The organism is Stenotrophomonas sp. SORGH_AS_0282 (assembly GCF_030818125.1).
In the GTDB taxonomy this organism is placed as follows: domain Bacteria; phylum Pseudomonadota; class Gammaproteobacteria; order Xanthomonadales; family Xanthomonadaceae; genus Stenotrophomonas; species Stenotrophomonas rhizophila_A.
This window is the reverse complement of record NZ_JAUTAB010000001.1, coordinates 2,443,929-2,464,412: the sequence shown is the minus strand read 5'-3', so window position 1 is coordinate 2,464,412 and position 20,484 is coordinate 2,443,929. Positions and strand designations below refer to the sequence as shown.

At 67.7% G+C, this 20,484-nt stretch carries 15 protein-coding genes and 1 other RNA gene; 8 read left to right on the top strand and 8 right to left on the bottom strand.

What is annotated here, in order from left to right; translation table 11 throughout:
- The first annotated feature begins 21 nt into the window (after nt 1-21).
- The 4 genes from QE395_RS10865 to QE395_RS10850 all read left to right on the top strand — a co-directional run bounded on the left by QE395_RS10865 (nt 22) and on the right by QE395_RS10850 (nt 5,794).
- Nucleotides 22-3,192 carry a multidrug efflux RND transporter permease subunit gene (locus QE395_RS10865; RefSeq protein ID WP_306989036.1) on the top strand — a complete coding sequence of 1,057 codons (3,171 nt, stop codon included), beginning with the start codon at nt 22-24 and terminating at the stop codon, nt 3,190-3,192.
- A 25-nt stretch (nt 3,193-3,217) separates the two neighbouring features.
- Complete coding sequence (locus QE395_RS10860) at nt 3,218-3,955, top strand: SDR family oxidoreductase (RefSeq protein WP_068851108.1); 738 nt, start codon at nt 3,218-3,220, stop codon at nt 3,953-3,955.
- Nucleotides 3,949-5,379, top strand: a complete 1,431-nt coding sequence (locus QE395_RS10855) for an efflux transporter outer membrane subunit (RefSeq protein ID WP_068851111.1) — start codon at nt 3,949-3,951, stop codon at nt 5,377-5,379. Before QE395_RS10860 ends, QE395_RS10855 begins: the two co-directional genes overlap by 7 nt.
- Nucleotides 5,380-5,608: 229 nt before the next feature.
- A complete protein-coding gene (locus tag QE395_RS10850; RefSeq protein WP_306298147.1) occupies nt 5,609-5,794 on the top strand; it encodes a hypothetical protein in 186 nt (61 codons plus the stop codon).
- Between the two features lie 73 nt (nt 5,795-5,867).
- Here QE395_RS10850 and QE395_RS10845 read toward each other — a convergent pair whose 3' ends face one another.
- The 3 genes from QE395_RS10845 to QE395_RS10835 form a co-directional block, all read right to left on the bottom strand.
- Complete coding sequence (locus tag QE395_RS10845) at nt 5,868-6,734, bottom strand: endonuclease/exonuclease/phosphatase family protein (protein WP_093534211.1); 867 nt, start codon at nt 6,732-6,734, stop codon at nt 5,868-5,870.
- A 95-nt stretch (nt 6,735-6,829) separates the two neighbouring features.
- Nucleotides 6,830-7,498, bottom strand: a complete 669-nt coding sequence (locus tag QE395_RS10840) for a hypothetical protein (RefSeq protein ID WP_068854630.1) — start codon at nt 7,496-7,498, stop codon at nt 6,830-6,832.
- Nucleotides 7,499-7,571: 73 nt separating this feature from the next.
- The gene (locus tag QE395_RS10835) at nt 7,572-15,146 is read right to left on the bottom strand and encodes a deaminase domain-containing protein (RefSeq protein WP_306989032.1); all 7,575 of its coding nucleotides are present in this window, start codon (nt 15,144-15,146) and stop codon (nt 7,572-7,574) included.
- 407 nt (nt 15,147-15,553) lie between these two features.
- Between QE395_RS10835 and QE395_RS10830 the strand changes: the two genes are divergently transcribed.
- Complete coding sequence (locus QE395_RS10830) at nt 15,554-15,865, top strand: hypothetical protein (protein ID WP_093534217.1); 312 nt, start codon at nt 15,554-15,556, stop codon at nt 15,863-15,865.
- 67 nt (nt 15,866-15,932) lie between these two features.
- Here the strand turns inward: QE395_RS10830 and ssrA are convergent.
- The 3 genes from ssrA to smpB all read right to left on the bottom strand — a co-directional run bounded on the left by ssrA (nt 15,933) and on the right by smpB (nt 17,366).
- Nucleotides 15,933-16,325: a transfer-messenger RNA gene (gene ssrA, locus QE395_RS10825) on the bottom strand.
- A gap of 111 nt (nt 16,326-16,436) precedes the next feature.
- Complete coding sequence (locus QE395_RS10820; RefSeq protein ID WP_210132311.1) at nt 16,437-16,793, bottom strand: hypothetical protein; 357 nt, start codon at nt 16,791-16,793, stop codon at nt 16,437-16,439.
- Between the two features lie 69 nt (nt 16,794-16,862).
- Nucleotides 16,863-17,366, bottom strand: a complete 504-nt coding sequence (smpB, locus tag QE395_RS10815; RefSeq protein WP_068851133.1) for an SsrA-binding protein SmpB — start codon at nt 17,364-17,366, stop codon at nt 16,863-16,865.
- A 56-nt stretch (nt 17,367-17,422) separates the two neighbouring features.
- Between smpB and QE395_RS10810 the strand changes: the two genes are divergently transcribed.
- On the top strand, nt 17,423-17,851 hold the full coding sequence (locus QE395_RS10810; protein WP_068851136.1) for a type II toxin-antitoxin system RatA family toxin: 429 nt from the start codon (nt 17,423-17,425) through the stop codon (nt 17,849-17,851).
- Nucleotides 17,852-17,857: 6 nt separating this feature from the next.
- Nucleotides 17,858-18,112, top strand: a complete 255-nt coding sequence (locus QE395_RS10805; RefSeq protein WP_306989028.1) for an RnfH family protein — start codon at nt 17,858-17,860, stop codon at nt 18,110-18,112.
- A 50-nt stretch (nt 18,113-18,162) separates the two neighbouring features.
- Here QE395_RS10805 and bamE read toward each other — a convergent pair whose 3' ends face one another.
- Nucleotides 18,163-18,558 carry an outer membrane protein assembly factor BamE gene (bamE, locus tag QE395_RS10800; RefSeq protein ID WP_068851142.1) on the bottom strand — a complete coding sequence of 132 codons (396 nt, stop codon included), beginning with the start codon at nt 18,556-18,558 and terminating at the stop codon, nt 18,163-18,165.
- 104 nt (nt 18,559-18,662) lie between these two features.
- On the opposite strand from bamE, the gene fur reads away from it, so the two are divergent.
- Nucleotides 18,663-19,079, top strand: a complete 417-nt coding sequence (gene fur / locus QE395_RS10795) for a ferric iron uptake transcriptional regulator (RefSeq protein ID WP_068851145.1) — start codon at nt 18,663-18,665, stop codon at nt 19,077-19,079.
- A 90-nt stretch (nt 19,080-19,169) separates the two neighbouring features.
- Here the strand turns inward: fur and QE395_RS10790 are convergent, their stop codons facing one another.
- On the bottom strand, nt 19,170-20,402 hold the full coding sequence (locus tag QE395_RS10790) for an SGNH/GDSL hydrolase family protein (RefSeq protein WP_306989026.1): 1,233 nt from the start codon (nt 20,400-20,402) through the stop codon (nt 19,170-19,172).
- Nucleotides 20,403-20,484: the final 82 nt, after the last annotated feature.

Here is a 20,484-nt window from a genome sequence, read left to right as displayed (position 1 = left end):
TGAAAACCCAGGAATCCCCTAATGGACTTTTCCCGTTTCTTCATCGACAGGCCGATTTTCGCGGCGGTGCTGTCGATCGTGATCTTCGCCGCCGGCCTGATCTCCATACCCATGCTGCCGATCGGCGAGTACCCCGAAGTGGTGCCGCCGTCGGTGGTGGTGCGCACCGTGTACCCGGGTGCGAACCCGAAGGTGATCGCCGAAACCGTGGCCACCCCGCTGGAAGAGGCGATCAACGGCGTTGAGGGCATGATGTACCTCAAGTCGGTGGCCGGTTCGGACGGCGTGCTGCAGATGACCGTCACCTTCCGCCCGGGCACCGACCCGGACGATGCGGCGGTGAAGGTGCAGAACCGCGTGGCCCAGGCCCAGGCACGCCTGCCGGAAGATGTGCGGCGGCAGGGTGTGACCACCCAGAAGCAGTCGCCCACCTTCCTGATGGTGGTGCACCTGACCTCGCCGAAGGGCAAGTACGACACCCTGTACCTGCGCAACTACGCCCGCCTGCACGTCAAGGACGCGCTCGCGCGTATCCAGGGCGTGGGCGACGCGCAGATCTTCGGTGGCGGCGACTACGCCATGCGTGCCTGGCTGGACCCGGACAAGGTGGCCGCGCGCGGCCTGACCGCCAGCGACGTGGTGCGCGCCATGCGCGAGCAGAACGTGCAGGTCTCGGCCGGCCAGCTCGGCGCCGAGCCGATGCCCAACAGCCAGTTCCTGACCCTGATCAATGCCCAGGGCCGCCTGCGCAGCGAGCAGGAGTTCGGTGACATCGTGCTCAAGGCCGGTACCGACGGTGAAGTGGTGCGGCTGTCCGACGTGGCCCGGGTCGAACTGGGTGCCGGCGATTACACCCTGCGCTCGCAGCTGGATGGCAAGAACGCGGTGGGCATCGGTATCTTCCAGGCCCCGGGTGCCAACGCGCTGGAGATCCGCGATGCGGTGATCGGCACGATGGACGAGATGCAGAAGACCTTCCCGGACGACGTCAAGTACGAAGCGGTGTACGACACCACCATCTTCGTGCGCGACTCGATCAAGGCGGTGGTCTCCACGCTGCTGGAGGCCATCGCGCTGGTGGTGCTGGTGGTGATCCTGTTCCTGCAGACCTGGCGCGCCTCGATCATTCCGCTGATCGCCGTGCCGGTGTCCATCGTGGGTACGTTTGCCGCGCTGTACGTGCTGGGCTTCTCGATCAACACGCTGAGCCTGTTCGGGCTGGTGCTGGCGATCGGCATCGTGGTCGATGACGCGATCGTGGTGGTGGAAAACGTCGAACGCAACATCGAAGAAGGCCTGACCCCGCTTGCCGCGGCGCACCAGGCCATGAAGGAAGTGTCCGGCCCGATCGTCGCGATCGCGCTGGTGCTGTGTGCGGTGTTCGTGCCGATGGCATTCCTGTCCGGTGTGACCGGCCAGTTCTACAAGCAGTTCGCCGTCACCATCGCCATCTCCACGGTGATCTCGGCGATCAACTCGCTGACCCTGTCGCCGGCCCTGGCCGCGCGCCTGCTCAAGCCGCACGATGCGGCCAAGGATGCGCCGACCCGCATCATCGACCGCCTGTTCGGCTGGGTATTCCGTCCGTTCAACCGCTTCTTCAAGTCCAGCTCGGAGAAGTACGAGCGCGGCGTGTCGAAGATCCTCGGTCGTCGTGGCGCGGTGTTCGTGGTGTATGCGGTGCTGCTGGTCGCCACCGGTTTCATCTTCAAGGTGGTGCCGCCGGGCTTCATCCCGACCCAGGACAAGCTGTACCTGATCGCCGGCGTGAAACTGCCGGAAGGTTCGTCCATTGCCCGTACCGATGAAATGCTGCGCAAGGTGGCCAGGATCGCCCAGGAAACCGAAGGCGTGGCGCACACCATTTCGTTCCCGGGCCTGAACGCGCTGCAGTTCACCAACACGCCCAACACCGGCGTGGCGTTCATTCCGCTCAAGCCGTTCAACGAGCGCCACGGTCGGACTGCTGCCGAGATCAACGCCGAGATCAACCAGAAGATCGCCGGGCTGCAGGAAGGCTTCGCCTTCGCGATGATGCCGCCGCCGATCCTGGGCCTGGGCAACGGCAACGGCTACCAGATGTTCATCGAAGACCGCGGCAACCTGGGCTACGGTGCATTGCAGACGGCGGTGAGCCAGATGCAGGGTGCGGTGGCGCAGACCCCGGGCATGGCCTTCCCGATCACCAGCTACCAGGCCAACGTGCCGCAGCTGGATGCCGAAGTGGACCGGGTCAAGGCCAAGGCGCAGGGCGTGCAGCTCACCGAGCTGTTCGACACCCTGCAGACCTACCTGGGTTCGTCCTACGTCAACGACTTCAACGAGTTCGGTCGTACCTGGCAGGTGATCGCCCAGGCCGACGGCCAGTTCCGCAACAGCGTGGAAGACATCGGCAAGCTGCGTACCCGCAACGACCGTGGCGAGATGGTGCCGATCGGTTCGATGGTGACCGTCAAGGAAACCTACGGCCCCGACCCGGTGCTGCGCTTCAACGGCTACCCGGCCGCGGACCTGGCCGGCGAAGCCGACCCGCGCCTGCTGTCGTCGGCCGAAGCGATGAACAACCTGACCGAAATCGCCGCCAAGGTGCTGCCGGTGGGCATGACCACCGAATGGACCGACCTGAGCTACCAGCAGGCCACCCAGGGCAAGGCCGCCTTCATCGTGTTCCCGGTGGCGATCCTGCTGGCGTTCCTGGTGCTGGCCGCCCTGTACGAGAGCTGGTCGCTGCCGCTGGCGGTGATCCTGATCGTGCCGATGACGCTGCTGTCGGCCCTGTTCGGCGTATGGTTGACCGGCGGTGACAACAACGTGTTCGTGCAGGTGGGCCTGGTGGTGCTGATGGGCCTGGCGTGCAAGAACGCGATCCTGATCGTCGAATTCGCCCGCGAGCTGGAAATGGGCGGCAAGGGGATCGTGGAAGCCGCGCTGGAAGCGTGCCGCCTGCGTCTGCGTCCGATCGTGATGACCTCCATCGCGTTCATCGCCGGCACCATCCCGCTGGTGGTGTCGCACGGCGCCGGTGCGGAGGTGCGCTCGGTGACCGGTATCACCGTGTTCGCCGGCATGCTCGGTGTGACCCTGTTCGGCCTGTTCTTGACCCCGGTGTTCTACGTGGCGCTGCGCAAGTTCGTCAGCCGCAATGGCGGCGGCAAGCTGGTCACCCATGGCGAATCCACCCTGCATCACTGATCCCGACCCCTACGAGGAATCACCCATGAATACCGCTACTTCCAAGATCGCCCTGGTCACCGGTGCCACCCGTGGCATCGGCCTGGAAACCGTCCGCCAGCTGGCCCAGGCCGGCGTGCACACGCTGCTGGCCGGCCGCAAGCGCGACACCGCCGTGGCCGAAGCGCTGAAGCTGCAGGCCGAAGGCCTGCCGGTGGAGGCGATCCAGCTGGACGTCGGTGATGCCGCCAGCATCGCCGCCGCCGTACAGGAGGTCACCGACCGCCATGGCCGGCTGGACATCCTGGTCAACAACGCCGGCATCCTGCTCGACGACCCCGCGCTGGCGCCGTCGGCGCAGACCCTGGACACCTGGCGGCAGACCTTCGACACCAACGTGTTCGCTGTGATTGCGGTCACCCAGGCGTTCCTGCCGCTGATCAAGGCATCGCCGGCCGGGCGTATCGTCAACGTGTCCAGCATCCTGGGCTCGCTGACCCTGCACAGCCAGCCGGGTTCGCCGATCTACGGTTTCGCGGTGCCGGCCTACAACGCGTCCAAGAGCGCGGTGAACGCCTGGACCGTGCAGCTGGCCTATGAGTTGCGCGAGGGCACCACCAAGGTCAACACCGTGCACCCGGGCTACGTGAAAACCGACATGAACCGGGGCGAAGGCGAGATCGAGATCGCCGATGGCGCGCGCTCCAGCGTGGGCATGGCGCTTATCGGCGCCGACGGCCCCAACGGCAGCTTCACCTACCTGGGCGAGGTGCTGCCATGGTGATCCGTGTGTTGACCGCCGCCGTTGCCAGCGCGCTGCTGGCCGGCTGCGTCAGCGTCGGCCCCAACTACCAGGCACCACCGGCGCAGCCGGTGGTCCTGCAGGGCGCCGCCGCGCCGGTGTTCAGCACCACCTCGCCGGTGGCCAGCTGGTGGGCGCAGTTCGATGACCCGGTGCTGGAACAACTGGTGCACGACGCACTGGGCGACAACCTGGACCTGCGCATTGCGATGGCGCGCGTGCGTGAAGCCCGTGCGGTGTTCGTCGAGCAGCGCCTGGACCAGCTGCCACACGTGACCAGCGGCGGCAGCTACGACCGCCGCAAGCAGCCGGACCTGACCGCCGGTGGCGAGCGTGTCTTCAGCGAGACCTACCAGCTTGGTTTTGACGCCGGCTGGGAGCTGGATCTGTTCGGTCGCCAGCGCCGTGCCGCCGAAGCGGCGCGTGCGGACCTGGGCGCCGAGCAGGACAACCTGGCCGACGCCCAGGTCACGGTGGCCGCCGAAGTGGCGCGCAACTACTTCGAACTGCGCGGCACCCAGAAGCGCATCGAAGTAGCCAAGCGCACGCTGGTGAACCTGCGCGACACCCAGAAGCTCACCGAAACCCGGTGGGACCTGGGGGCGGGCAGCGAACTGGACGTGCAGAGCAGCCGGGCGCGGTTGAAGGCGATCGAGGCCGACATTCCGCTGCTGGAAGTGGCCGAAGTGCAGTCGCGGCACCGCCTGGCGGTGCTGCTGGGGCAGCGCCCGGACGCGTTGGACACGCTGCTGGAACCGCGTGATGCCGCGCCGTATGCCAAGGCGTTGCCGCTCGGCGATACCACCGACCTGCTGCGCCAGCGTGCCGACGTGCGCGTGGCCGAGCGTCGCCTGGCCGCCGCCACGGCGCGGGTTGGCGTGGCCACCGCCGATCTGTTCCCGCGGATCAGCCTGAGCGGGTTTGTCGGCTTCCTGTCCGGCGATGCCAGCGGGCTGGTCAACGGCAACAACAAGGCGTGGTCGGTGACCCCGTCGATCAGCTGGGCCGCGTTTGATTTCGGTACCGTGAAGGCGCGCCTGCGGGCCAGCAAGGCCCAGGCCGATGGCGCGGCGGCCGAGTATGAGAAGGCGGTGCTGCTGGCGCTGGAAGACACCGAAAACGCGTTGACCCGCTATGCCAAGCAGCAGGCCCGCCTGGCCATCGTCGCCGAGCAGGCGCAGGCCGCCCGGCGTGCCGAACAGCTGGCGCAGATCCGCTACCGTGAAGGGTCGGAAGATTTCCTGACCCTGCTGGATGCACAGCGCACCCAGCTGGCGGCTGATGACGCGTTGGCGGCGGCCGAGTCGACGGTGAACGTCAGCGTGGTCGGTGTGTACAAGGCGCTTGGCGGTTGGGGCCAGCAGCAGGATGCAACCCCGCCGGCGGTGGCCGGCACGATGCGGTGAAGGAACGCGGGGGGCGGCAACAGTCGCCCCCTGCACCTTTTGTAATGGTTCGCCGCAATGGCGTACCGGAGAACCCCGCGCTGACGGCTTTGCCTCTGCCGGGTAGGAGCGACCCGGTGCTAAAAACAGTCCCTGCCCGGGGATATGTGTAATGCAACGGAATTGCTGGAAGCCGCCACGTGCGGGAAAGGAAGAACAGGCATCGGCGTCCTCTGGACTGTCCCCAGGCGTGATTGTGTTGCTGGTTGTCGCCGCCCTCACCGTGAGCCTTGGCTTCGCGCGCTTGCCCGACAGCCTGCTCGGCATCGGCGTAGTGGGCGTCGGCGTATTCCTGGCCATCAGCGCCCGGATCTGCCAGGCCCGCGAACAGCATCAGGCCCTGTGCAAAGCGCTCGAGGGCCTGCGCCGGGGGTAGCGTCGCATCCCGATCGACTGCCGTTGGGTTTCCGGGAACCGCTTGTGCTCCGTTGAGCGTCACGCGTTACCGGTCAAGGCGTGGACGCGGCCGGGAACACCAGTTCCGCCAGGACCGGGTAGTGGTCCGACGGCACCACGCCGCCCGGTTTCTGGTCCAGCGTGGCGAATCGGTTCACCCCGAAGCCGCGCACCAGGATCCAGTCGATCTCGGCGGTGGGCGTATCGCTGAAATTCTGGAAGGTCAGGCGCGGGCCTTCGACCTTGCGTGCCAGCTTGCGGGCATCGCCCAGCGAGGCGGTGAACGCCGCATACGTGGTGCTGCCCGGTTCGCTGTTGAAATCGCCGGTGACCACCACCGGAATGTCCTTCGGCAGTGCGGCCAGGCGCTGGGTGATCAGCTTGGCGCCCAGTACGCGGCGCGGCTCGTCTTCATCGCGGTAGGGCAGGTGGGTGTTGTACAGGTAGAAGCGCTTGCCGTCGGCGGCACGTTCGAACAGCGCCCAGGTCACCATGCGCGGCATCAGGTTGCCCCAGGTGATGCTGCCGGCCACCTCCGGTGTATCGGACAGCCAGAAATTGCCCGATTCGACCACCTTCAATGCGGCGCTGTCGTAGAACACGCCCATGTGCTCCTCATTGTCGCCGGGCCCACGCGGCTCGCCGAACCACCGGTAGCCGGGCAGGTGCTGCACCAGGTAGTCGGCCTGGTTGGTCTTGAGCTCCTGGGTGCCGAACACCACCGGGTGCTGCTCGCGCAGCAGGGCCACCATCGCATCGCGACGGTCCTCCCAGCGCTTGTTCGGCTCGGTGTCCACCGGGGTGCGGACATTGAATGACATCACCCGCAGCGGCTCGGGCGCCTTGGCCAGGGCGGAGCCGAGCGGCAACGCCAGCGCGATCAGGGCCAGCAGGGCCGGACGACGAAAAGCAGACAGCATGGGAATCCCTCCATTCCGTGAAATCGTTTGCAGAGGGTGCCATGGAATGACCGGGCCCGACTATGCGGACGTTGGCGGCAGCGGCGGGCAGCGGCTCAGCTGCCCAGCAGCACGATCCCGACCGTCATGTTGATCGCCGTCCCCAGCGCGAACACCCACAGCGCCGACAGTACCGAGTTCAGCCAGGAGCGCTGCAGGGCGACCTTCAGCCAGCCGGCCTGGACCACCAGGTACCAGCCGGCCGAGATCACGCCGGTGGCGATCCCGAGCGTGGTGGAGAGCTCGCCGGGCAGGCGCACGAACACCATGCTGGTGGACAGCGCCACCGCGAACGGCGCGGTCAGGTAGCACTGCATGAAGAACGGGCGGCGCAGCGATTCGCGGGTCATCGGCACGCGCTTGCGGCGCAGCAGGTGCACGGTGGCGATCAGCGGCCAGATCGCGAAGGTGATGGAGCGGTACAGCAGCAGGCTTTCCTCGTTGCCCATCACCGTGCGCGACAGCTCGCTGGTGCCGGCCACGGTCTGGTGCATCAGCAGCTCCACCCCGTGCGCGACCAGCACCGCCAGCATCAGGAACATCGGCGGGCTGATCGCATCGTCGAACTGGCGCTCCAGCTTCTGGGTCAGTTCGGTGTTCACGTACTGCGCCATCCGCCGCGGATGCATCACCACCCGGTACAGCGTGCGCGGGAAGAACAGGAACCAGGTGCAGAGCTCGTACAGGAACTCTTCGAGCGAACGCAGCAGCTTGAGGAAATCCATGCAGGCCTCGGGCGCGGGGCAGGGCGCGACGCCGCAGGACGCGGCGCCGCCGGTACCAGCATGGCCCATGGCGCTAGCTCATGCCAGCGTCCTGACGCCACTGGTCGAAATAGGTGACCAGCCCTGCGTCGGGCTCCAGCCGCTCCGCAGCGGGCGGCAGTGGGTCGGGCACGCGCGCGGGGGCTCCGTAGTCCACCATGTAGCGCACCGAGAAGGGTTCGGCGTCCGGGAACCGGTTGCGGAGCTGTTGCATCACCACCCCGCCGCATGTGCGGCAGGTGTCCTGCAGCGTCCATAGCTTGAACGAGATCGCGCGCAGGTGGTCCTCCATGGCGCTGGCGATCAGCGCCTCGGAATCCAGCTTGCGGCTGAACGGGCGCCCTTCGAGATTGTCGAGGTTGCGTACCACCGGCAGGCTGGTGATCGTCTTCAAGGGTGCTACGCCCTGCATCGCTTTGCGGGCATCGACGAAGCGGGTGCCGTCACCCAGCGATGCGTCTTGCCGCAATTGAACGTTGCGCCCCCGCTTTCCACCGGAGAGCGCGTACTCGATGGTCCGTTTGCCGTCATCGTCGATGATCTCGGCGAACGCCAGGTTGGCGCCCTTCAGGTGCGCCTGGATCAACCGGCCGGTATCCGGCAGGGCCAGCGCGGCCGCGTCCACAGGCTGCCAGGTGCCCTTGCCACCTGTCGCCGGCAGCAGCGCATTGAGGACGTCGGCAACCTGGCCGCGTTCTTCTTCCGTGGCGCTGCCCATCGCCTTCCAGTCCGGGATGCGGCGACGCGCGATCTGGACGAAGCCGAGCTGTTCGCGCTCGCCGGTCAACACACGGTCAGCGTAGCGCTTGAGCACATCCGGGCGCCCGCGCGCGGCGAAGTAGTCGACGTACGCGTCGTAGCTGGGAAACTGCGCCAGCTGGTCCTCGCTCAGGCCGGGGCGGATGAAGCTGTACGCCAGGCGCGCGATGTTTTCCCGGTCCTGTTCCAGGTACGGGCGCAGCAGGTTCATCCGGTAGCCTTCTGAGGTGCGCAGGTAGGCATGGATGGCTGCCGCGTCGCGCTCGTCCTGCAGGCGGGTGAACTGCACTTCGGCGCCGGCCTCGAGGGTATCCGGCAGCGCGGCCTGGTAGAACACCCCATCATCGGGCTCGATGCACAACCCGCGCAGGAAGGGTGTTTCCACCCGGATCGCGCGCAGGCGGCGCGCATCCGCGATACCGGGAACCAGTGCGCCGAGGTCGACCACCGGCAGCGCCTGCCGCAGGCGCGTCAGATCTGCCGCATGCACCGACGCACCCAGGCCGAAGTCCGGCGCATCCCCCAGCGTGCCGCGCAGCGTGTCGGGATAGCTCACGCTGGCGGGCAGGCCGAGCGCATCGCGCAGCGCCGCCGGCAGCGGGGGCAACGTCGGCGGTGCGCCCTTCGCCGACGGGGTCCACGCGCAGATGTCGCCCTTGTGCACCATCAGGCGCAGCGTTTCACCGGTGTCGGGGGAGACGTGGCCCAGGTCCAGGGTGAACTCGCGGGTGGCAGCGGCAAGGGCGTCCATGCGCTCCGGTGGAAGGGTGCCGACGTCCAGGTCGCTGGCCGCATCCGGGACGAAGCGCAGTCGCGACTGCCGCGCACACGGCAGCATCTCCAGCGAACGCCGCGGGCGGCAGCTGGCCGGCAGCGGCTGCCAGTGACCGGGCCCGGTGGGCCGCGCGTTGGCAGGCAGGGCTTCCAGTGCGTCGCCATCGGTGTTGAGGCGGTAGCGTTGGCCTTGCAGCAGCACGTCCCACTCGTCATCCCCGTGTGCGAGGAACTGCACGGGCGTATCGCCCACCGATACCTGCAGGCCCTGTTCCGTGCGGCGTGCCGGAATCGTGGACGGCAGCTCGTCTTCGAAGGTGAATTCCTCCAGTGGCGGCCCATAGGCGTGACCTGTGATCAGGTCGAAGCGGTGCCAAAACGTGCGCTGCGCGACAACCAGCGCCACGCTGCCGTCGGCCAGCCGGGCCTCGGCCAGCGATGGCGTTCGGGTCTTCAGGGCCTGCACCGCGCCTGCCGGCGCAGCGCCCTGCGAAACAGCGCGCTCCACGGCCAGCGCTGATCCGTCCAGCGCGGTGCCGCTGCGCAGCGCCCGGCGCAGCCAACCTGCGCCCGCCAGCGCACTGTTCCAGGCATGGCTGCCTGCCCACAGCGCGCCCTTGCCAACTGTTTCGATCGTGCCCAGGCCGCCCTTGCGCGCGACGTCCTTGCCCAGCGTCACCAGCGCGCTGCCGGCCTCGGCGGCAATCGACTGGATGGTGCGCTCGCCGGCCGCTTCCGCGATGCGCACGGTGCAGGCGACGAACCTGCCCACCTCCAGCACGGGTGCGTCCATCGCACACTTGGCGAGCGTGCCCAATGACAGGTCACCGGCCTGCAGCTGCTCGGCGCAGCCGTACCCTGGCACGGCGAATTCGGCCAGCTCGTTCAGTACATGCAGCTCGCGCTTCCGCCGTTGTTCCAGCCCGGTCAGGTGGGCCAGCTCCTCGCTGCGGACGCGGTCCAGCACCGGCTGCCACAGATGCGTGGCGGCCAGTTTGGCGATGCCGGCCAGCTTCTGCGCATCGCTGCCGCGGATGGCCACGCCGGAGGACACCAGCGACAGACCCGGCAGAGGGTTGAGGCCGTTGCCATCGCGGGTGCGCCGCACCGCGCCGCTGATCAGTCCTTCAAAATCGATCAGCTGCCCGAGCACCGGGTCCGCCCATGCCCGGCGTGCCATGCCGGCCTGCGGCACGATTTCGTAATACACCGGTGCGTCATCGCTACCGGCCGGATCGCAGCGCAACAGCAGGCCCTGGTCGGCCTGGCGGCCATCGCAGCTGACCCGCAGCGTGCTGCACGTCGCCTCCTGCAGCAGCTGGCGGTCCTCCGCCGGCAGGCCCTCCAGTGCCGTGGTGATCAGGCCGGCCAGGCCGGACTCCACTCGCCGCTGGTAGGTATCGAATTCGGCAGCGTAGCGGTCTGCGGTGGTGGGTCCGGAGGTGGACAGATAGGCATCCGCCACCAGCAGTGCCTGCAGCGAATCATCGTTGGTGACCAGGATTCGTTGCTGCGGATCGTCGGGCGGATCACCGCCCGCGGCCGAGGGTTTGCCCAACGCGTAGAGATGCGATTCGAATGCCACCAGGCGCGACGGCACGATGCCATGCTGCGTCAGGTAGTCCTCGCCGATATCCGCCGGGCGCTGCGACCACAGCGCTGGCGGCACGCCGGCTTCGCGCAGCGTTTGTGCCGCAACGTCCATGCGTCGCGGTGCGGGGCTGCCCAGCTGCTCCACGTGCAACGCGTGCTGGCCCTGCTGCGCCTGCAGGAAGTCGAGTGCGTCGCTGATCTGCTGCCCACTTACCGCATCGAGCCGGGTGTTGGGGGGAATCACGCCGTGCGCGCTCGCATAGGCCACCGCCGCCGGCACCAGCGTGCGTGCCCACGCCTCATGCAGTGCATCGTGCTCGCCTGCGGCATCCACGGGCTTCGCCAGCTGCGCGGGCAGGGCGGTGAGCGTGTCGAAGTCGAGCCGGCCGCAGGCACCGGGCTGCATGGCATTCACGAACGTCGCGGCATGCAGCAGCGACACGCTGAGCGGGGAGCCTGCGTAGCCCAGCCACTCCGGAATGCCGCTGACCAGCAGCGCAGGCTGCTCCAGCTCGCTGGCGAGCATCCAGTACACGATCTCCAGAGCCGCCGGCGATGCGCCGGGGTTGGTCTGCAGCACCGCATCGCGCAGCTCGCGGGTGAGTTCGGTAAAGCGCGCATCGACCACACTGGGCGAGGCGAATCGATCACGCAGGACGTCGATCCGGTCAAGGCCCACATAGCGTTCCAGCATCAACCTTGCCAGCAGCGACTGCGCGCCACGCGGCGACGCTGTCTCTCCCGCGCTGCCGCCGTGCCAGCCGGCCTCGGCCAGCAGCGGCCGGCAGAACTCGGCGAACTGGCGGGTGCGGCTCATCAGCGCCCACGCGTCCACGGCCGCCAACGGCGCCGCATCGCTGTCGCGCTCATTGCGTGGGTGCAACACCGAAAGCCCGAAACGGTCGAGCAGGGTATCCAGTTCGGGCAGGCGGTCCGGGTCGAGGCCGGACCTGGCCGGTGCGGGCGTTGGCGTTTCGCGCAGTGCGTACTCCGGCAGCGCCCGCTCGATGGCATCGACGGGTGCGGGAAGATCGTGGCGCGTAGCAAGCAGCGGGAACCGCAGGGGTGCGGTCGGCCCGCTCGCTGCTCGGGTATCTGGCGGCAGCAGCGCGGTACTGAAGGCGATGGCCTCATCGGTGGTCAATGCCGGGTATCGTGCACGCAGCGCGATCGCCAACGACAATACCGGTGCGCCGTCGTCGGCAGTCGTGCGCTCGTCCCATCCGCCCGGTTCCGCAGGCACTGCGAGCTGGGCCTGTGCCGAGGCCGACAGCAGCGCGGTACAGGTGGCGGCCGTCAGCGGTGCGGCATGGTCCAGTCGCGACGGCGCGGTGCCGCCCGGCAGCGGGCGCAGCAGATGCCGCCAGACCGTGTGGCGCGCGTCGTCGCTGCCGCACCAGTCATCGAGCGCGGCGGGTCCCTCCATGATCCGCGTCCACAATTCCGGCACACCCTGCGCCTGGCGCGTCTGCACGCGCGAGGCGCTTGCGCGGTTCACCACGTTCACCAGGCCGCGCCGGTTGTCGTAGCCGTCCGGGGCGCGCCATAACGCGGCCAGCGCACTGGCCGGTTGCAGCGTCAGCCATTCGGCGGGTGACAGGTGCCAGGTCGAACCGCGCTCGAATGCCGTTCGCCAGCCGCCCAGCGTTTCACCACCGGGCAACACCGCCAGGGTGCGGAAGAAGCCGTGTGCAAGCTCCGGCGTGACCGCTTCCCTGGCAATGCCCAGCGTCGAGGCGATCAGCTCGCGGCTTTCATCGCCGCGCATGAGCCGCAGCAGGGCGCGCTCCTGCTCCGCTGCCGTGGCCGGGTAGCGCTCGCTGCCCAGTAGATGGCGGATCACCGCACCAGGCAGCGGCCGGCCGATGCTGGTCGGCGGCAGCAGCCGGCGCAGCGGCACTGGGTTGCCGCCCAGATCCATGCGTTCGAGCAGGTCCAGTGCCGGCGACGAACGGGTGTCGCCCACCCACGCAAAGAACGCCGCGCAGGTGCTGTACGCCACCGGGTACCAGGGATCGGCACGATCCATCGGCATGTCCAGTCCGGCATACAGCTGCACCACCGGTGCGATCAGCTCACGGGTCAGCACGCGCAGATCGCTGCGGCGCGGATCGATGACCGACTGCAGCGCCGGTTCCAGGTCGTCGTAGCGCGCCAACGAGGCGGCAATGTGATGGAACAGCGCGCCCAGTTCGGTCGCCCAGTGCGTGCCCGCCATCGCCGCGCGGCGTTCCAGATGATCACGCCAGTCGGCAACCGCGGGGGCACTGCCGCGCCACTCCCAGCCTTCGCCGAACCGCAACGGATCGACCGTGCCGCGCAGGCTGACCAACAGGTCGGCCAGCAGCGCGTCGGCGGCATCCAGCACCTCGAAGCCGGCGGCATCCAGCAACGCGGGCTCTGCCTCGACCAGCCAGCGCCGGGTCTGTGCCGGGTCCCCAGGATGCGGGACCGGCATGCCGTACGCTTGGCGCATGCGACGATGGTGGGCGTCCAGCTTAGGCGCGGTCATCGGCAGCGCCAGGCGTCCGGCGACGGTATCGGTCTGCCAGGCCAGCGCATCGAAATACGCGTGCGCTGCAGCCAGCGGGACATCCTCCTGCGCCTGCAGATGGCCGACGGCAGCGCTGCCGATGCGGGCCAGCCGATGCAGCGCGGCAGCATCAGCGTCCTCGTGCGGGCCGTGGGTCAGCACGTCCAGCATGCGGGTAAAGGCATAGGCGCGGGCGGCAGCACTGTCGCCGCCTGCAAGCGTGCGCTTGGCGCCTTCGGGCAGCAGCGCGAAATCCTGCAGCGCGGCATACCATGCGCGCGCGGGAGCGGTATCGAAGAAGGCTGCCAACGCCGCCGGCGGCGGCGTGCGCTGCTGCAGGTCGAGTCCGGCAGCAGCGAACGCATCGGTCACGGCGGTATGCAGCCCAGCGGGAGTGCGCGGGACCTGCCAGTCCAGCGCCCCCCACCAGTCGCGCGGCGGAATGCGGTCCATCAGCGGGACCAGTACCGCCAGTGGCAGCTCACCTTGCATCGGCACCATGGCTTGGGCGGCTGCGCTGCCGAGCAGCGACGGCGTGCCAGTCGGGACGAACGCCGGCACGCCCATGTCGGTGAGTGCACCGGACAGTGCCAGTGGCAGCACAGCGGGATGATGCACAGCGCGCGCCTCTGCAGTGGGTACCATCGCCTGCATCGGCGTCCGCTGTGAAGTTGCAGCAGGTTGTTCTTGGCGTGCCAGCAGCGCACCCATCGCCGCCGCCTGCGCGCGCAACAGGCCGGGCACGGTGCGCCGTTCTTCCCAGCACTGGCCCGGTTGCGCGAGCGCGGTGCCGGGGCGCTGCCGACCGAGCAGCGCATCGCTGTTCGATGCAGGCGTGGCGGCGCCAGCTGCCGGTGTACAGGCAACGGTCTGCAACGGAAGCATCCAAGCGCCATCGAGGTCCAGCGTCCGCGCGGCATCGACAACCGCATCCGCTGCCCGTGCGGTGTGACCCAGCAGGCGCGCACCCACCGCACCGGCATACGCCACGCCGAAGCCGGTGCCCAGCATCTGCGGCAACTGCAACGGCACGCTCAACAGGCTGACCAACGCGCGGGCGACGCCGTCATAGCGGCCCAGCGGCATTACCTGTGCCTGGCAGTCGAGGCTGGATTGATGGGATACCGCCAGCAGCTCCAGGGCCAGCGCGTGGGGTGTGACACCTGCGGACGATGCGTAGCCTTCATCGGTTGCACCCCCATGAAGCGCCGCCAGGCGCGCGTAAATCGCCTTGATCGAGGACGCATCCAGCGTGTCGAACACCTGGGGCAGGCCGGCGCGCGGCTCGACCAGACCGGCATCGCGCTGCTGGCGCACATGCCGTAGTGCCCGCTGCAGCGTTCGCGGCGATGCTTCCGGTGCCACCGCTTGAAGCTGGGCAAGGGCCCAGGCCCAGCGGAGGTTGTCATTCTTTCCGCCGAGACGGTCCTTCTGAACATCCAGCGCCACCGCGCGCGCGTCTGCCTTCCCGTCCTGCTGGCGACGTTCAAGCAGCAGTGCCTGCCACTGTACGGGTGTGACGTGCATCGGGCGGTATAGCGCATCGCGCAGTCGCTGCAGAAACGGGTCTGCAGCGGCGGTGGCCGCCGTCAGCCGCTGCCGTTCGGTGATGCATTCAACCTCCCAGTGGGCAGCTGGCAGTCGAAGCGCATGCAGCAGCACGCATCGCCATGCCAGTGTTTCTTCTTTCGCGCACACTGGCAGCACGCAGCGCCCTGCAAGCCAGTCGGCGATGCCATCCCCAAGTGGCGTGCCCGGTAACCCCCCCTCGATCAGCGCCTGCAACAGCGTGGTGTCGATCGGTGCCGCAGCCAGGCGGTCGGCGAGCGCGCGCAGCTGCGTGTGGGGTACTCCACGCAGCGGCAGCGTGATCACTGATCCCATCACCGTGCGGTTGTGCACCTGGCCCGGGCTGGGCATGCGCGTTGGCGGCGACGGGATGGCGGGCACGCATGCCACCGCAGCTGAAAGAGTGGAGAGGACGGGGGAGGGAGACATCGTGGGCACAGGCAGGGCGTCGCGGCAGGCGCAGGGGGCGCGGAAGGGCGCCGATCCTACGCACGGGCTCTGCTGCTGCAATCGACTACATCAATCGAACCTGACCAAAGCATTCAAGCGCTGCTTCGAAGTCGTTGCAGGGCGCGGGATCCCGGCAGGCCATCATCACCCGTGCGCCATCGGGCCGCGGTGTCGGGATCGGAATTGTTGTAGTGACGTGCCAACCTGGGCAGACGCGGCGGACATCGCATTCAACTGCCCCGGTCGCCGGGCAGGTTCGCTGTTCCCGAACAGCAATACCCGGGTGCAGGAACAGGGGTACTCTGGGCAGTCCTCATTGCCAACCCCGGGCCCGCCGCATGGATTACCAGCTGATCATCAAGTTCTGGAGAAAGTCGCTGGACGACGAAGCGTTCCTGGCCACGCTCGAGGCCGAACTGGGCACCGCCCTGGGCAGCGCGGCCAAGCTGGACGGTTATGACGTCAGCGCCAAGGAGATCAACCTCTTCATGTTCACGGCTGACCCGCGCCCGACCTTCCGTCGCGCCAAGGATGTGCTGGAACGGCTGGGCGTGCTGCACAGCGTGTCGGCCGCCTACCGGCTGGAGGGCGGTGCGCAGTTCACCTCGCTGTGGCCGACCCGCATGGCGCGGAAGTTCACGCTGCCCTGAAGGCAATAAAAAAGCCGAGAGTCCCAAAGGATCTCTCGGCTTTCCAGGGTCTTCTCAGACCCCGCATTGGTGGAGGTGGGCGGAATTGAACCGCCGTCCGAAGGCACTCCATCCCCAGTTCTACATGCTTAGCTCACCGTTTGGTGTCGTCCTGTGGCAGTACGGTGTGCGAAACGCACCCCAGGATCAGCCTGCTTTAGGTTAGGTCGCGACTGACAGGCAGCCATCACGACCGATTCCATGATAATGACCCTACACCGACGAGCATGGACACAAGTGGGTTCGGGGCTCCGCCTAAGTCGGCAGAAGGTAACTCAAACAGCTTTTAGGCTGCGAGAGCGACCGGAGCGTAGTTGTCGTCGTTGGCAACTAGAAGTTTGCTGCTGGATTAACGAGGAAAGCTGCCCCCTCGGCATGCACCAAGTGACTTCACAACCCCCGTCGAAACCAATGCACCCCCGGTTTCTTCAAGAACTGCAAGGCGTCTGGCGACCCAGACGTTACTTGATGGGACTGATCCTACTCCGATTCAGCTGAACAGTCACCTGAAAACGTCACGGCCCTGTCGGATCTACCGGCCTTCGCGCTGGCGCTTGCTGTCGGCCTGGTGCTTGGCCCGGACCTTGCGGTCGTGGTTCTGCGCGTTGCGCTGGGTCATGGCCTGCTTGCGGGCTTCGGGTTCGGCCCGGGCCATCAGGGCTTCGATCCGGGCGACCAGGCGGCGGTGCTCGAGCGAGTCGTAGCTTTGGGCCTCCGAGGCCACGCGCTTGGCGTTGCGCAGGGTGTAGGTCAGCACCTTGAGCAGGGCGGCCGGGTCCATGGCGCGGGCCAGTTCGCCGAAGATGGTCTCGTAGGCGGCGACGTCGGCCTGCAGCGTGGCGATGGAGTCCGCGCTCGGGGCGGTCTCCTGGGGGATTTCCTGGGTCACGCGGTGCTCCGGACAGTTGGGGCGGGTAGGGCAGCCGGGCAGGGCCCGGCTCTACGGATGGGGTGAATCTCAGGCGTCGCGGTTGTGGCGGCGCATGGTGCGCTGCTTTTCGCGGGCCCAGTCGCGGTCCTTTTCGGCGTCGCGCTTGTCGTGGGTCTGCTTGCCCTTGGCCAGCGCCACTTCCAGTTTGATCTTGTTCTTGCTCCAGTACATCGCCGTGGGGACGATGGTGTAGCCGTCACGTTCGACCTTGCCGACCAGCTTGTCGATCTCGCTGCGGTGGAGCAGCAGCTTGCGCTCGCGGCGGTCGTTGGCCACCACGTGGGTGGAGGCCTGGATCAACGGGGTGATCTGGGCGCCGATCAGGAAGATCTCGCCGCTTTTGACGTAGGCGTAGGCGTCGATGATGTTGCCGCGCCCGGCGCGGATCGATTTCACTTCCCAGCCCTGCAGGGCCAGGCCGGCCTCGAAACGGTCCTCGAGGGTGTATTCGTGGCGGGCACGCTTGTTGAGCGCGATGGTTTTGTTGGCCGTCGCGTTCTTTGCTTTATCCTTGCCGCTGTTCTTGCTCATTTACCTATTGTCTCCGATTCGGGCCCCCGCGGTCGATTCGCCAGCCAAGCCTTCGCATGCCAACCATCAAACGTAGTGCCCTGGTCGAACATTCGGCTGCCCGCATGTTCGACCTGGTCAATGATATCGAGGCCTACCCGCACCGCTTCCGGTGGTGCTCGGCGTCGCAGATCCTGGAATCCGGTCCGGACCGGCTGGTGGCGCGGCTGGACCTGGGGTTGGGGTCGTTTTCAACCTGGTTCATGACCGAAAACACCCTGCAGCGCCCGCACCACATCGACATGCAGCTGCGCGATGGCCCGTTCAAGCGCCTGCACGGCCGCTGGGAATTCCATGCGCTGGCCGAAGATGCCTGCAAGGTCACCCTCACGCTCGAGTTCGAACCCAACTCACGCCTGCTTGGGCCGGCGCTGGCACTGGGCTTCCAGGGCCTGGCCGACCGCATGGTCAATGACTTCGTCCGCGTCGCCGACGAGCAGGACTGAGCCGTGATGCGGGTGGAAGTGGTGTTGGCCTGGCCCGACCGGGCCGAGTCGCGCCCGTTGGAACTGGCTGAAGGCGCCACCGTAGCCGACGCCATTGCCGCCGCCGCCATCGAGGGCAGCGAGGACTGCCCGGCCGTGGCCGTGCATGGGCTGCTGGCCAAGGCCAGCCAGGTGCTCAACGACGGGGACCGCGTGGAATTGCTGCGGCCCCTGCTGGCGGATCCGAAGGACAACCGGCGCAAGCGGGCCCGCGCGCGCTGATGCCGCGTCGCCACCCGCCCGATCAATGAATTGTCGGGCGGTGCGCCGGATCAGCGGCTGCGCTGCTTCTTCTTGTCCTTGGCCAGGTTGCGGCCGAACTGGCGCACCTGGTCCCGGGCCAGCTGTGCATCGTTGTTGGGGAAGTAGTCGCCTTCCCAACGGGTGACCTGGTCGCCTTCGAAGAACACCACGAAGTTCTTCACTTCGGTGCGGCCGAGGCGGTCGAGCCGCTGGCTGGCGGTGTAGTCCCAGCGCTGGGCGTGGAAGGGGTCGTCAATGGAGGGGGTGCCGAGCAGCGCGTTCACCTGCTGCTTGCTCTGGCCCACCTGCAGCTGACCGACGGCCTGCTCCCGGATCAGGTTGCCCTGATAGATGGGTTGCTTATAGATGATGCCGCAGCCCGTGGTGGACAGGGCAACGGCGGCGACCAGCAGGAGATTGCGCATCGGGGAATGGCGTTTTGGGAAATCCAGTCGATGATACACTCCGAACGTGTCGCCGCGACCCAATCCGAGGCAGCTGGCGCTAAATCGCCAATGAACGGAGACTTATGGAAACCCACGACCTGCGCAAAGTTGGCCTGAAGGTGACCCATCCGCGTATGCGGATCCTTGCCCTGCTTGAGCAGCGCGACGCCCAGAAGCACCAGCACCACATGACGGCCGAAGACATCTACCGCCAGCTCCTGGAGCACGGTGACGAGATCGGCTTGGCGACGGTTTACCGCGTGCTGACCCAGTTCGAGGCCGCCGGCCTGGTGCTGAAGCACAATTTCGAAGGCGGCCAGGCCGTTTACGAACTGGACCGGGGCGGCCACCACGACCATATGGTGGATGTGGACTCGGGCAAGATCATCGAGTTCGAAAGCCACGAGATCGAAGAACTTCAGCGCAAGATCGCCGCCGACCACGGCTACGAGCTGGAAGAGCACTCGCTGGTGCTCTACGTGCGCAAGAAAAGGAAGTGACGGCGTAGCCGTCACGGTAGCTACCGACCGTTGGTCGGTAGACCTTTAAAAAAGAACCCGTAAAAAGAACCCGGGCCGCACCCGGGTTTTTTATTGCCCGAACACCGCCAGGTCCACCGCCTCGGCCATCGCCCGGTTGCCGGCATCGCCCGGGTGCAGGTGGTCGCCGGAGTCGAACGCGGGCGCCAGCCGGGCCGGGTCGACCGGATCGCGCAGGGCGGCGTCCAGGTCGATCACGGCATCGAACGGGGCCTCCTCGCGCAGCCAGGTATTGAGCTGCTGGCGCAGGGCGTCCTTGTCCGCGGCGTAATAGTCGTCCAGCGGGGTGCCCGGCAGGGCTCCGGCAAACGGGGTCAGGGTGGCGCCGATGATCCGCACGCCGTGGGCATGCGCGCGCTCGACCAGCTGGCGGTAGCCGGCCTGGAGTTCAGCCAGCGACGGTCGCGGCTGGTCGCGGGCGAAGGCGGTGCCGGGCCAGCTGATGTCATTGATGCCGACCAGCACCACGACGCTGGCCACGCCGGGCACGCCCAGCGCGTCGCGCTGGAACCGGGCCAGCGCCGAGTCGCCCATCCCGTCACGCAGCAGCCGCCCGCCGGAAATGCCGGCGTTGACCACTGCCATGCCCTGCGGCGCCAGCCGGGCAGCCAGGTGGTCGGTCCAGCGCTGGTCGCGGTCGAGACTGGCGGTGGCGCCGTCGGTGATCGAATCGCCGATCACCACCACGGTGCGCGCCGCGGCCGGCGCCTCCACCTCGATCCCGGTCAGGAACAGCCGCGCGGTGGTGGGGGTGCTGCCGCGCAGCGCAACGCGGCCGGTCTGGTCGCCCGGGGCGATCGCACTGGTCTGGCGCCCATCCCAGTGGAAGGTCTGCAGTGGCGTGGGACCGGCAACGTACACGTCGACCTGCACGGCCTGCTGGGCGGCAATGGGCAGGGCAAGCGGGTCGCTCAGACGGTCCTGGCCGGGCGGGATGTCCGTGCCCGGGTGTCCATCAAAGGACAGCGCGACCGGCGCTGCCCCGGCGCTGCCGGCCACGCTGGCTGCGCCGATCCGCAGGGGCGTGGTGCCGTAGGCATTGCTCAAGCGCACGCGCAGCCGTGGCCCGCCCAGGCTGATCCGCGCGGTCTGGCGGAAGGTCTGGTTGTCCAGCAGCTGCGGGATACCGGTCGGAAACAGGAAGTCGGCGCCCCACACCGGCTGCGGGCTGGCCTGCCAGCTCGCAACCCAGTGCGGCGGCGCGGGGGCGCCAGACGCGGCGGCGGACGTCGCGGCTGAAATGGTGAGCAGCGTGCCGGTGGCAAAGCGGATCAAGCGGTTCATGCGGGCCATCCCGTGGAAGAGGAGGCCATGGTGCGCGGCGGACCATCTGTGAAATAGACTGGCCATGGACAATCATCTGTGA